11 protein-coding genes are annotated in these 12330 nt (G+C 71.2%); 5 read left to right on the top strand and 6 right to left on the bottom strand.

Going from position 1 to position 12330, the window contains the following annotated elements; translation table 11 throughout:
* Nucleotides 1-1104: 1104 nt before the first annotated feature.
* Nucleotides 1105-2238 (top strand): M15 family metallopeptidase, encoded by a 1134-nt coding sequence (locus Pta02_RS05760; RefSeq protein ID WP_239129680.1) that lies wholly within the window; start codon nt 1105-1107, stop codon nt 2236-2238.
* Between the two features lie 193 nt (nt 2239-2431).
* On the opposite strand, the gene mscL is transcribed toward Pta02_RS05760, so the two are convergent.
* From mscL to Pta02_RS05745, 3 genes are all read right to left on the bottom strand, one after another.
* Entirely contained in the window at nt 2432-2857 is a 426-nt protein-coding gene (gene mscL, locus Pta02_RS05755; RefSeq protein ID WP_203873584.1) for a large conductance mechanosensitive channel protein MscL, read from the bottom strand.
* A gap of 83 nt (nt 2858-2940) precedes the next feature.
* Entirely contained in the window at nt 2941-3540 is a 600-nt protein-coding gene (locus Pta02_RS05750; RefSeq protein WP_239129667.1) for an RcpC/CpaB family pilus assembly protein, read from the bottom strand.
* Between the two features lie 660 nt (nt 3541-4200).
* Entirely contained in the window at nt 4201-5010 is an 810-nt protein-coding gene (locus tag Pta02_RS05745; protein ID WP_203873583.1) for an S-methyl-5'-thioadenosine phosphorylase, read from the bottom strand.
* 129 nt (nt 5011-5139) lie between these two features.
* On the opposite strand from Pta02_RS05745, the gene Pta02_RS05740 reads away from it, so the two are divergent.
* A complete protein-coding gene (locus Pta02_RS05740) occupies nt 5140-7137 on the top strand; it encodes an MFS transporter (RefSeq protein WP_203873582.1) in 1998 nt (665 codons plus the stop codon).
* Between the two features lie 9 nt (nt 7138-7146).
* On the opposite strand, the gene Pta02_RS05735 is transcribed toward Pta02_RS05740, so the two are convergent.
* The 3 genes from Pta02_RS05735 to Pta02_RS05725 all read right to left on the bottom strand — a co-directional run bounded on the left by Pta02_RS05735 (nt 7147) and on the right by Pta02_RS05725 (nt 9712).
* Nucleotides 7147-7446 carry an FmdB family zinc ribbon protein gene (locus Pta02_RS05735; protein WP_203873581.1) on the bottom strand — a complete coding sequence of 100 codons (300 nt, stop codon included), beginning with the start codon at nt 7444-7446 and terminating at the stop codon, nt 7147-7149.
* A gap of 134 nt (nt 7447-7580) precedes the next feature.
* The gene (locus Pta02_RS05730) at nt 7581-9089 is read right to left on the bottom strand and encodes a potassium/proton antiporter (protein ID WP_203873580.1); all 1509 of its coding nucleotides are present in this window, start codon (nt 9087-9089) and stop codon (nt 7581-7583) included.
* A gap of 35 nt (nt 9090-9124) precedes the next feature.
* Nucleotides 9125-9712 carry a 5-formyltetrahydrofolate cyclo-ligase gene (locus Pta02_RS05725; RefSeq protein ID WP_239129662.1) on the bottom strand — a complete coding sequence of 196 codons (588 nt, stop codon included), beginning with the start codon at nt 9710-9712 and terminating at the stop codon, nt 9125-9127.
* A gap of 25 nt (nt 9713-9737) precedes the next feature.
* On the opposite strand from Pta02_RS05725, the gene galU reads away from it, so the two are divergent.
* Genes galU through moaC form a run of 3 tightly spaced genes read left to right on the top strand, consistent with a single transcriptional unit; the run spans nt 9738 to nt 12306 of the window.
* Complete coding sequence (gene galU, locus Pta02_RS05720; RefSeq protein ID WP_203873578.1) at nt 9738-10637, top strand: UTP--glucose-1-phosphate uridylyltransferase GalU; 900 nt, start codon at nt 9738-9740, stop codon at nt 10635-10637.
* A 14-nt stretch (nt 10638-10651) separates the two neighbouring features.
* Nucleotides 10652-11839 carry a molybdotransferase-like divisome protein Glp gene (glp, locus tag Pta02_RS05715; protein WP_203873627.1) on the top strand — a complete coding sequence of 396 codons (1188 nt, stop codon included), beginning with the start codon at nt 10652-10654 and terminating at the stop codon, nt 11837-11839.
* Between the two features lie 38 nt (nt 11840-11877).
* On the top strand, nt 11878-12306 hold the full coding sequence (gene moaC, locus Pta02_RS05710) for a cyclic pyranopterin monophosphate synthase MoaC (RefSeq protein ID WP_239129697.1): 429 nt from the start codon (nt 11878-11880) through the stop codon (nt 12304-12306).
* Nucleotides 12307-12330 lie beyond the last annotated feature (24 nt).

Below are 12330 nucleotides of genomic sequence, written 5' to 3'. Positions count from 1 at the left end.
TGGCGGATGTGGCTCCGCCACATGGGACGGCGGGCGTGGACCCGCGCGACAGGACGGTGGGCGGAGGCTCCCGCTATGGGGCGGCGGGTTGCGGACATGGTGCGAGCGCGCAGTCCTGGGACGGGACGATCGCCATGATGCCCGTCACGCTCGTGCCCGCCAGTGTCGTGGTGACGGAGCCGAGGCGGGTGCCTCCACCGGTGGTTTCCGTGGCCGGCCGTACTCCCTCTCCTGACCGGGGGTACGGCGGATGGATGCCTTCTGCCACGGCGGGTTGGGGGGCGGATGCCCCCCATGTGGTGTGGGGGGCATCCGTCGGTCCGTGGGGTACCCGGGAGCGGCGGGAGGGCGACCGGAAGCGGCCGTGGGTGTGGGCGGGCTCGTCCGATGGTGGGCCGTCGGTGGTGCCGGGGGAGGCCCGTACGGGATCCGGGGGGAATCGGCGTGCCGGGAACGACGGGCGCGGGAGCGGGCGGGACGGGCGTGCGGAGCCCGGGATACGGGCAGGCGGGCGACCCGGGGACGGGAGAAACCGGCCCGGGGGCGTGGGATCCGGGCAGGCAGGGGCCGGGACCGGAGGGAACGGGCAGGCGGGTTCCGGAGGAGTCCGGCCTGGAAACGGGCAGGTGGGTCCCGGAAACGGACAGGCCGGGGGCGCGAGCGGCCAGCCCGGGAACGGGCAGGGGACCGGGAGCGGACAGGGTCCTGTGAGCGGGCAGCGGCCCGGCGTCGGAGCGAACGGGCAGGGCGTCGGTTCCGGCTCCGGTTCGGGCTCCGGCGGTAAGGGACAGGTGAACAACGTGTCGGGCGGGGTGGAGGTGGACGTCAGCGTCGGATGCTCGCCGGAATGGCGGGGCACCTGGCTCTGGGAGGTCTGCCTGGAGGAGGCCCGGGGCGGAGTCTGAGGCGCCGTAGGGGACCGTAAGAGCTTTACCGGGAAAATCCTGAAACGGGCGTTCGGCGCATAGCGGCTGTGGGAGGCTGGCTCGTGCACTCGGTGAGCTGTAGTAGCGTGCGTGGCTGACCCAGGTCACGAGTTCGCAAACGGAGGGGTCGAACGTGCCACCTCGTCGATCAGCGGGTCTGATCGCCGTCGTCGCGACGATGACGTCCCTCTTGCCGGGAACCGCCGCCGCGGAGCGGGCGCCGGTGGGGGCCGAGAGCGTTCTCACCTATCAGCCGGTGGGGATGGGGACGGCTCCCACCCGTCAGCCCGTGGAGCCGAAGACCGTTCTCGCGGGTCAGCCGGTGAAGACCGAGACCGTTCTCACTCGTGACCCGGTGAACCTCACCGAACTCCGCCGGGAGGCGGAGAAGGCGGCGAAGGATCTCGAGGCGGCGACCAAGGCGCTGGAGCAGCGGCGGGCCAAGATCCAGGCCACGCAGAAGGAGCTCACCGCCAAGCTGCGGGAGCTGCAGGCCGCGGAGAGGGCTTTCGCCCAGGTACGGCAGCCGCTGTCGGACCTCATCACCCTGATCTACCAGCAGCCGGTCGGCGGTGACCTGGCGAGCCTGCTGTCCGGGTCCTCCGACAGTTCCACGTTGCGGGCCATGGCCGACACGACCCAGCTCGTGGCCCAGCGGGACCGGATCCTGGAGGAGAGCAGCCGCCTGCAGGCCGAGCGGGAGCGGCTCGCCGCCGAGGCGCAGGAACTGCGGGCGGACGGTCTGCTGGCCGAGGCCCAGATGGGCGCCGAGATCCAGACGCTCAAGACGCGCTCAGACAAGATCGTCAAGTCGCTGACCCAGGCGCTGGTGAAGCTGGGCGTCAAGGTCGACAAGTCCGGCCAGGCGGCGGGAGGCTGCAATCCGACCAGGGCGGCCTCGCTCCAGGACTTCCCCAACGGCCTGATCCCGAAGCTCTATCTGTGCCCCCTCCAGCAGCGGGGGGAGGAACTGCGGGCCGACGCGGCGCTCGCGTTCATCAGCCTGAACGAGGCCTACCGCAAGCGGTTCGGCAAGCCCATGTGCGTGACGGACAGCTATCGGAGCCTGGCCGAGCAGCAGTCGGTGTACTACCGGCGCCCGGGGCTGGCGGCCGTACCCGGCCGGAGCAACCACGGGCTGGGGCTGGCCGTGGACCTGTGCGGTGGGGTGCAGAACTTCCGGTCGCCGGAGTTCAACTGGCTTGAGGCGAACGGCAAGAAGTTCGGCTGGATCCACCCGCAGTGGGCCTACGTCAGCCCCTTCGAGCCCTGGCACTGGGAGTACGACCCGAAGATCGGGTCGCTGCTCTAGGAACCTCGCTCAGCCTCCGGTGCCGGTATCCGGCCGTGAGGAGGCCGTAGCGGAGCCTACGGCCGGCGACTTGCCCGGGGTCCCCGGCGGGAACGCGGAGTTTGCGAAGCGTTTCCCGCAGGGGCGAGGGCGACAACGCGGCGAGGCGCCGTCCGGGCGACCGCAGTAGGCGAGGAGATCCAGAAAGCACACCCTAGGAGGACGGGCTGCTCTGCCCCGTCATGGGGGCGATCTGCGCGGTGCAGTGGGAGCAGCGGACGGCGGCCTTGGGGATCTCCGACAGGCACTCCGGGCACTCTCGCAGAGAGGTCTCCTCGGGGGTGGAGAAGCGGGCGGTCAGCTTCTCGTAGGGGACGATGACGACGAAATAGACGACCGAGGCGATGAGGAGGAACGAGATCACGGCGTTGAGGAAGGCTCCGTACTGGATCACTCCGGAGCCGAGGTTCAGCTTCAGGTGGCTGAAGTCGGGCTTGCCGATGATCGCCGAGATGAGCGGGTTGAGGAGGTCTTTGACGAAGGAGTTCACGATGGCGGTGAAGGCCGTGCCGACCACCACCGCCACGGCCAGTTCGAGCACGTTGCCCCGCAGCAGGAACTTCTTGAATCCGCTCAGCATGGTCACTACTCCTAGCCCAGAACATTGACGGCGGGCATGCGCCTTTCCGTTGGTGGGTGTCCCATTACCCCCACGTGACGGAATTACCGTCGCAGAGCGGCCATAGTGATCGACAGGCGGCCACCGGACTGGGCGGAGGCCAGCTCGGCCGCCTGCTCAGGGGTGGCGGCCAGCACGATGAGCGCGCCGCGGCCGGACTCGTCCGCGGGCAGGGCGAGGACCGTGACACCCTCGGCGATGCTCCTGGCGGGCTCGGAACCGTCCCAGTCGGCGGGGGAGGCGAGGACGTTCACGGCGTCCCCGGGTGACAGGAGGCGGGCGCTGTCGGGATCGGAGACCCGGACGGGGGTGGCGACCGTGCCCGGGCGGTGGGCGGCCAGCAGGTCGGGGCCGAGCAGCCGGACGTCGGTGAAAGGCTCCCCCCGGCGCATGGGTCCGGCCAGCATCCTGCCGGCGACCGGTGTTCCCGGCCTCAAGACGCCGTCGGGGGCGGTGCCCGGTCTCAGGGCGACGGGTACGGCGTCCGCGGCGGTCAGAACGCCGCCGGGCAGGTCCCGGGCCGCCGTGAGGACGGTCACGGACGAGGTGTCCGGCCGCAGACCGATCGCGGCACACGCCATGGCGAGGGCGGCCAGGACGGCGGCGAGGATCCGGCGGCGACGGCCGAGGAGACCGCGGGACAACAGGCGGCCCACCGGAAGCCCGCGACCCGAGGAGCCGTGACCCCCTCGAAGCGCGTGGCCTTCCGACGGTGAACCGTGCCCCGAGGGCCCACGGTCCGCCGTCGAGAACCCGTGGCCCGGAAACCCTCCGGCGAAAGGCCCGTGGCCCAGGGCCGAGGGTCCATGGCCGAAGAGACCGCGATCTGGGGAACTCTGGCTCGTCGGACGGCCGGGAACGCGCATGGCTGACTCCATGGATGGAAAGCCGGGCGGCGCGGAGCCCGGAGACGGATGGGACGAACAACGAACGGATGGGGGGACGACAGGCCCGCCTCTGGAGTCGGAGGCCGATCCGGAAACGGGCGTCCCTGACGGAGTGCAGGGTGGGGTGACTCGATGGCGGACGCGGCGAACAGCAGGCGGACTTGCCCAGAACCGGAGGCCGACCCCCGAAGCGGGCGTCCCTGAGGGAGTGCAGGGTGGAGATGGAACTCGATGGCAGGCGCAGTGAACAGCAGGCGGACCCGCCCGGGACCGGAGGCCGGCTTGGTGGCGGGGTCCCGCATGGGTGTGACGAGGTGAGCGGGTGATGATCGGTTGGGAGAAGCGGTTAAGAGCGGCGGAAGATCAGATGGTGAACGGGGAGGGCTCCGGCAACCGCCGTCGGCCTCCGGCCGGCGGTCACTGGGGCAGTTCGAAGGGGAGCTTCAGGCCGTCGAGGGCTCGGGGGCACAGGCAGGTGCGGTCGTGGGGGAGGGCGGTGATGAGGTCGGTGACCAGTGAGCGCATCCGGGTGACGTTGGCGGCGAAGAAGGACAGGACCTCCTCGTGGGTGACCCCCTCGCCGGTCTCGATCCCGGCGTCGTGGTCGGTGACCAGGGACAGCGACGTGTAGCACATGGCCAGCTCGCGGGCCAGGACGGACTCCGGGAAGCCGGTCATGCCGACGATGGTCCAGCCGTTGGCGGTGAACCAGCGGGACTCGGCGCGGGTGGAGAAGCGGGGGCCCTCGATGACCACCAGGGTGCCGCCGTCGGCCACATCCCAGCCGGCGGAGCGGCTCATCTCGACGGCCGTCTGGCGGCCGGTGGGGCAGTAGGGGTCGGCGAAGGCGACGTGGACGACGCCGCCGGCGTCGTAGTAGGTCTGCACGCGGCCGGAGGTGCGGTCGACGATCTGGTCGGGGACGACCAGGGTGCCGGGGCCCAGCTCGGGGCGGAGCGAGCCGACGGCGCTGGGGGCGAGGACCTGGCGGACGCCGAGGGAGCGCAGGGCCCACAGGTTGGCGCGGTAGGGGATGCGGTGGGGCGGGAAGCGGTGGTCGCGGCCGTGGCGGGGGATGAAGGCCACCGAGCGGGAGCCGATCCGGCCGACGGTGACGACGTCGCTGGGCGGGCCGTACGGCGTTGAGACCTCCACCTCCGTGGCGTCGTCGAGCAGAGAGTAGAAACCTGAGCCGCCGATGACCCCGACGTCCGCGCGAGTGACCATGGCGCAGACACTAGCGCCCGCGCAGAGGCCGGGAAGAGACCGGAGCCCGAAGCTGTGGATAACTGTATTCGTTAAGTGACTGTTCAGTCGCTTTGGGTATGAAGCGCCGTGCGTCAATCAGGGGGCAGGATGGACACTCGGGAATCGCAGCGGCAGACCAAGAGCCTGGGGCTGATCATCGCCGCACTCATGCTCACCATGCTCCTCGCGGCACTGGACCAGACGATCGTCTCCACCGCTCTGCCGACGATCGTGGGTGACCTCGGCGGGCTGAGCCACCTCTCCTGGGTGGTCACCGCCTACATGCTCGCCTCGACGGTCTCCACGCCTCTGTGGGGCAAGCTCGGTGACCAGTACGGCCGCAAGCGGCTGTTCGAGAGTGCGATCGTCATCTTCCTGGTCGGCTCGGCGCTGTGCGGGCTGTCGCAGAACATGGGCCAGCTCATCGGGTTCCGCGCGCTGCAGGGACTGGGCGGCGGCGGGCTCATGGTGCTGGCCCAGGCGATCGTCGCGGACGTGGTGCCCGCCAGGGAGCGCGGGAAGTACCAGGGGCTCTTCGGCGCCGTGTTCGCCGTCTCCAGCATCGCCGGACCGCTGCTGGGCGGGTTGTTCGTCGACCAGCTGTCCTGGCACTGGGTCTTCTACGTCAACCTGCCGATCGGCGTGCTCGCGCTGATCGTCGTGGCCTCGGTGCTGCCGGTCACCACCAGGCCCGGCAGGCAGTCCATCGACTATCTGGGCATCGTCTTCCTCGGCGGCGCCGCGGCCTGCCTGGTGCTGATGACGACCTGGGGCGGGGGGACCTACCCCTGGGGTGACCCCGTCATCATCGGGCTCGGGGTCGGCGCGGCGGTGCTGCTGGTGCTGTGGTGGCTGGCGGAGAGGCGGGCCGCGGAGCCCGTGCTCCCGCTGCGCCTGTTCAAGTTGCGGGTCTTCAACGTGGCGTCGCTGATGGGGTTCATCGTGGGTGTGGCGATGTTCGGCTCGCTCACGTACATGCCGCTGTTCCTGCAGGTGGTGCAGGGGGTCTCGCCCACGCTCTCGGGCCTGCACCTGCTGCCGATGATGGCGGGCATGCTCACCACCTCGATCATCAGCGGGAACATCATCGCCAGGACCGGCAAGTACAGGGTCTTCCCGATAGCGGGCAGCGCGGTGGCGGCGCTCGGGCTCTATCTGCTCTCGAGGATCCACGCCGACATCTCCACCCTCGAACTGAGCGCCTATCTGCTCGTCCTGGGCGTCGGGCTGGGCATGGTCATGCAGGTACTGGTGATCGTGGTGCAGAACGCCGTGGGCTTCGAGGACCTGGGGGTGGCCACCTCGGGGGCGACGTTCTTCCGCTCCATCGGCGGATCGTTCGGCGTGGCCATCGCCGGATCGATCTTCACCTCACGGCTCACCGAGGACCTGACGCGGCTGGCGCAGGCCGTACGGCTCCCGCAGGGCTTCACCGAGGCCGTCCAGGCGGACCCGACGGCCATCCAGAAGTTGCCGCCGGGGACCGCCGCGGCGTTCCTGGAGGCCTACTCCGACGCGATCGCCCGGGTGTTCCTGTTCGGGGCGCCGGTGGCGCTGGTGGCCTTCGCGATCTCGTGGCTGCTGCCCGAGGTGCCGCTGCACGAGACCACCAAGGCTCCCGACCTCGGCGAGGGGTACGGCGCCGTGCCCACCGAGCGGTCGTCGCTCGACGAGGTGGAGATGGGGCTGTGGCGGCTGGCCGACGTCGAGATGCGCCGCGACTACTACCGCAGGCTCGGCGCCGTGGCCGGCCTGCCCGAGCTGTCGGCCGGATCGGTGTGGCTGCTCACGCGGCTGGGCACGCGCGGCCGTCAGAGTGGGGCGGAGCTGGCCGAACGCGCGGGCGTGACGATCGAGGAGGGTCTGCCGTACGCCAGGCGCCTGGAGGAGGGCGGCCTGATCCGGATCGTGGACGACCGGAGCACCCTGGAACTCACCCCGGAGGGCGAGCGGGCGGCCGACCGCCTGGTCGCCGAGGCCAGGGACAGCCTGGCCCGGCTGGTCGAGGACTGGAGGCCCGAGGAGCATCCCGCCCTGCGCGAGCTGCTGAACCGGCTCCCCGGGGAACTGCTCGGCGCGACGGCCGACCGTCCCGCGGACCGCTGACCCCCGGGCTCAGGAGGAGGCGGCGGGCGCGGCGGCGGGGGCCGAGGCGGGCTTGGACTCCGTCGACGTCGAGGACGGCGACGAAGAGGACGAGGAGGAGGACGAGGTGGAGCTCACCGTGCTCGACGAGCTCGACCGGCTGTCGGTCCGGTAGAAGCCGGAACCCTTGAAGACGATGCCGACCGCGGAGAACACCTTGCGCAGCTCGCCCTGGCAGCTCGGGCACACGGTGAGCGCGTCGTCCGTGAACTTCTGAACGATTTCGAACTGGTTGTCACAGGCGGTGCAGGCGTACTGGTAGGTGGGCACGCTCTCCTCCTCTTCGGTCCGCGCCGATTGGCACTCGGCTGGCGCGACTGCTAATGGTAAGGCGTCGACAAGGATAAACGCGAGTCGGAGCCGTCGCATTCCGGTAGACGGCTCAGCCTGCTCGGACCGTCGGCTCAGACCGTGCCTCGTTCGCCGAACCACCCCGCGAGCTTGCCCCTGCGGCTGATCGCGCGCATCCGCCGCTCGGTGAGCTCCCGGCAGGCGGCGGTGGCCACCACGAGGAGCTGGTCGTCGGTCCTGATGCGGGTGGTGTCCGATGGGACGAACGTCCTGCCGTCCCGGACGATGAGCGTGACCTGGGCGTCGGAGGGCAGCCGGAGCTCGAAGACCTCCACGCCGTGGAGCTTGGACCCCGGCGGCACCTTGACCTGCAGCAGGTCGGCCTTGAGCTCCTCCAGCGGCGCCGACTCCACCTCCAGGTCGCGCGCCTCGTCGAGGGCCGAGACCCCGAGGACCCTCGCCACCCACGGCAGCGTGGGCCCCTGGAGCAGGGTGTAGACGACCACGATGACGAAGACCTCGTTGAACACGAACCTGGCGAGCTCGTCGTCGATCGACGTGGCGGCCCAGGGGATGGTGGCGAGCACGATCGGCACCGCGCCGCGCAGCCCGGCCCACGACAGGAAGGTCTGCTCCCGCCAGCTCAGCCGGTCGATCCTGCCCAGGCGCAGCAGGAGGGCGGAGACCATGATGGACAGCGGCCGGGCGACCGCGACGAGGATCAGACCCGCCACCAGGCCGGGGACGATCGCCGAGGGCATCTCCGACGGGCTGGCCAGCAGGCCGAGCATGACGAACAGGCCGATCTGGGCCAGCCAGGCGACGCCCTCGGCGAAGCCCCGGCTGGCGGCGCGGTGCGGCATCTGGCCGTTGCCCATGACCAGCGCGGCGAGATAGACCGCCAGGAAACCGCTGCCGTGCAGCTGCACGGCCCCGGCGTAGGCGACGAAGGCGAGCGCGATGACCGCGATGGGGTACAGGCCCGAGGCCGGCAGCGCGACCCTGCGCAGCGCGTACACGCCCAGCGGGCCGACGGCGAGACCCACGGCCGCGCCCACCGTCAGCTCGAAGACGACCTGACCGAGAGCGCTGAAGACGCTGGGCGAGGCGCTGGTGCTCAGCAGCATCACGGCGATGACGACCGGGGCGTCGTTGAAGCCCGACTCGGCCTCCAGCGTGCCCGACAGGCGCCGGGGCAGGGGCAGGCGGCGCAGTACGGAGAACACCGCCGCCGCGTCGGTGGAGGCCAGGATCGCGCCGAGCAGGAACGCGGTGCGCCACTCCACGTCCAGCAGATAGTGCACCGGCACGGCGACGGCGGCGATGCTCACCCCGACGCCCGCGGTGGCCAGCACCAGAGCGATCGGGATGGAGTCCTTGACGTGGCTCCACGTCGTGGTCAGGCCTCCCTCGGCCAGGATGATCGCCAGGGCGATCAGGCCCAGCTGCTGGGCGAGTTCGGCGTTCTCGAACTCGAAGCCGAACCCGGACTCGCCCATGAGCAGACCGAAGCCGAGGAAGATGAGCAGGCTGGGGAGCCCGCTCCAGTGGGCGACACGCACAGCGACGATGGCGGCGATGACGATGACCGCGCCGAGAAGCAGCCAGATGTTCCAGTCCATCTGGCCCCCTCTCTCACTTTGGGAACCATTGTGTCCTATTCGGCAGGACGTCTCGTCCCCACCTGGACGATGCCGCTGGGTAACGCAGCGTAGCGGACAGGCCGGTCATGGGGCTCGGCGGGGATGTCGTCGAGCAGTTCGCCCTCGTGCAGGAGCGCGACCGTCGGCACGTTGGGCCCCACCCTCGCCAGGGTCCGGTCATAGGAGCCGCCGCCGCGGCCGAGCCGTACCCCCGTGGACCGGCCCACCGCGAGCGCCGGGACGATCACCAGGGCCGCGGTCCTGATCGCGTCGACGCCGCGCCGGGTGTCCACCGGCTCCATGATCCCGAAGCGGCCGGGGGCCAGCGTGTCGGGCCCGTCGTACACCGCCCAGTCGAGGTCGTCGTCCGGCCGCAGGACGGGGAGGATCACCGTCGCGCCGTGCTTCCACAGCGCGAACACCAGCCCGTGCGTGGCGGGCTCGGTCCCGGCCGACCAGTAGCAGGCGACCAGCCCGGCCATCTGCACCCACGGCCGGTCCAGCAGCGACTCCCTGATCTCGACGGAAGCCGCGTGCCTGTCCTCCTCCGGGATCGCGGCGCGCGCGGCGGCGATCGTGGAGCGCAGCTTCACCTTGTCCACAGGTCCCTCCGTTATGGTTTCGGTCATGGCCGACTTCGATCCCGTGACGAAAGCCGTCGTTCCGGCGGCGGGTCTGGGCACCCGCTTCCTTCCGGCGACCAAAGCGACCCCCAAGGAGATGCTGCCGATCGTCGACAAGCCCGCGATCCAGTATGTCGTCGAGGAGGCCGTCTCCGCCGGACTGCTCGACGTGCTCATGGTGACAGGCAAGAACAAGCGATCCATCGAGGACCACTTCGACCGGGCGATCGAGCTCGAGGACGTGCTGGAGGCCAAGGGCGACGACGAGCGCCTGTCCCAGGTGCGCGAGCCCGCCGACCTGGCGATCCTCCACTATGTACGGCAGGGGGAGCCGCGCGGTCTGGGCCACGCGGTCCTGTGCGCCAAGCAGCACGTGGGCGACAGCCCGTTCGCCTGTCTGCTCGGCGACGACCTGATCGACCCCCGCGACGAGCTGCTCAAGCGGATGATCGAGGTTCGCTCGACGCACGGCGGCAGCGTCATCGCGCTCATGGAGGTGCCCAGGGAGCAGGCCTCCCTGTACGGCTGCGCCGCCATCGAGCCCACCGCCGAGGACGACGTGGTCCGGGTGACCGACCTGGTGGAGAAGCCCCCGGCCGACGAGGCGCCGTCCAACTGGGCGATCATCGGCCGCTACGTGATCGACCCGGCCGTCTTCGAGGTCCTGGAGAACACCCCGCCGGGCCGGGGCGGCGAGATCCAGCTCACCGACGCCCTGCGCACCCTGGCCGGCCGCGACGTCTCCGGCGGCGGGCCGGTCCACGGCGTGCTGTTCCGCGGCCGCCGCTACGACACCGGCAACAAGCTCGACTACCTGCGCACGGTCGTGCAGTTCGCCGCGGACCGCCCGGACCTGGCGCCGGAGTTCCTGCCCTGGCTGAAGGAATTCCTGGCCTCGCGATGAACGAGGTGAGCCCGATGCGGTCGGTCGACGACCACCTCGCCGACATCCTGCTCACCGTGCGGGCGCTCGCCCCGCTGGAGGTGGACCTGGATCAGGCGCACGGCACGACGCTGGCCGAGGACGTGACCTCTCCGGTCCCGCTGCCGCCGTTCGACAACTCGGCGATGGACGGCTACGCCGTACGCGCCGACGACGTCGCCGGCGCCCCGGTGACCCTGCCGGTCATCGACGACGTCCCGGCCGGTGACGGGCGCATGCACGCGCTCGGGTCCGGCATGGCCGTACGGATCATGACCGGTGCGCCGATGCCGGCGGGGGCCGACGCGGTGGTCCCGGTCGAGTGGACCGACGGCGGCACCGCGCGGGTCGCGATCGGCCGCCCCGCCCCGAAGGGCAACGCGGTGCGCACGGCGGGCGAGGACGTGGGCGCGGGCGAGGTGGTGCTGCCCGCGGGCACCCGGATCGGCCCCGCCCAGCTCGGCATCCTGGCGGGCGTCGGCCGGCGTCGCGTGCTGGTACGGCCCCGCCCCCGGGTCGTGGTGATCTCCACCGGGGCCGAGCTGACCGAGCCCGGCACCCCGCTGGCCCCGGGGCAGATCTGGGAGTCCAACAGCTACACCCTGATCGCCGCGGTCCGGGAGGCGGGCGGCGAGGGCTACCGGGCCGGGATCGTCGAGGACGACGCCGCGCGGTTCATCGACCAGCTCGACGCCCAGCTCCTGCGGGCCGACCTGGTGATCACCAGCGGCGGCGTGTCGATGGGCGCGTACGAGCCGGTCAAGGAGGCCCTCGCCCGGCTGGGCACGGTCCGCTTCGAGCGCGTCGCCATGCAGCCGGGCATGCCGCAGGGGTTCGGCGTCGTGGGCGAGGACCAGGTGCCGATCTTCACGCTGCCGGGCAACCCCGTGTCGTCCTTCGTGTCCTTCGTGCTGTTCGTGCGCCCGGCGCTGCGCAAGATGCAGGGGCTGCCCGCGGGACCCCCGGCGACGATGCGGGCCGTGACCACCGCGCCCGTGCGCTCGCCGGAGGGCAGGCGCTCCTACCTGCGCGGCGTGCTCGGCGAGAAGGGGACCGTCACCCCGGTGCTGCGCCAGGGTTCCCACCAGCTCGCCGCCCTGGCCGGGGCCGACGCCCTGATCATCGTCCCCGAGGACGTCACCGAACTGCCCGAAGGCACCACCGTGGAGGTCATCCCCCTGTGAGCGGGTTCACGCACATCGACGAGACCGGCGCGGCGCGCATGGTCGACGTCTCCGCCAAGGACGTCTCCGTCCGTACGGCCACCGCCACCGGGAAGGTGCTGCTGTCGGCCGAGGCGGTGTCCCTGCTGCGGTCGGGCGAGGTCCCCAAGGGCGACGCGATCGGCACCGCGCGGATCGCCGGGATCATGGGCGCCAAGCGCACACCCGACCTGATCCCGCTGTGCCACCCGATCGCGCTGCACGGGGTGAGGGTCGAGCTCTCCGTGGCCGACGACGGCGTCGAGATCACCGCCAGGGTGAAGACCGCCGACCGTACCGGTGTCGAGATGGAGGCGCTGACCTCGGTCACCGTGGCGGCGCTCGCGCTGATCGACATGGTGAAGGCGGTGGACCCGGCCGCCGTGATCACGGATGTCCGGGTGGAGGAGAAGACCGGCGGCAAGACCGGGGTCTGGACGCGGTCGTAGGGTCCGGGACCGTAGGGGTGGCCG

The sequence above is a fragment of the Paraplanobispora takensis genome, assembly GCF_016863195.1.
GTDB lineage: Bacteria > Actinomycetota > Actinomycetes > Streptosporangiales > Streptosporangiaceae > Planobispora > Planobispora takensis.
The sequence above is the reverse complement of the archived record's forward strand: the minus strand, read 5'-3'. Positions and strand labels throughout refer to the sequence as shown.

Bases quoted from the DNA above. Each gene is read 5' to 3' on its own strand.
- Pta02_RS05745 (WP_203873583.1), bottom strand. From the start codon at position 5,010: ATGGTCACTCGCGCGGACGTCGGGGTCATCGGCGGCTCAGGTTTCTAC.
- Pta02_RS05730 (WP_203873580.1), bottom strand. From the start codon at position 9,089: ATGGACTGGAACATCTGGCTGCTTCTCGGCGCGGTCATCGTCATCGCC.
- glp (WP_203873627.1), top strand. From the start codon at position 10,652: ATGCGGTCGGTCGACGACCACCTCGCCGACATCCTGCTCACCGTGCGG.
- Pta02_RS05760 (WP_239129680.1), top strand. From the start codon at position 1,105: ATGACGTCCCTCTTGCCGGGAACCGCCGCCGCGGAGCGGGCGCCGGTG.
- mscL (WP_203873584.1), bottom strand. From the start codon at position 2,857: ATGCTGAGCGGATTCAAGAAGTTCCTGCTGCGGGGCAACGTGCTCGAA.
- moaC (WP_239129697.1), top strand. From the start codon at position 11,878: ATGGTCGACGTCTCCGCCAAGGACGTCTCCGTCCGTACGGCCACCGCC.
- galU (WP_203873578.1), top strand. From the start codon at position 9,738: ATGGCCGACTTCGATCCCGTGACGAAAGCCGTCGTTCCGGCGGCGGGT.
- Pta02_RS05740 (WP_203873582.1), top strand. From the start codon at position 5,140: ATGGACACTCGGGAATCGCAGCGGCAGACCAAGAGCCTGGGGCTGATC.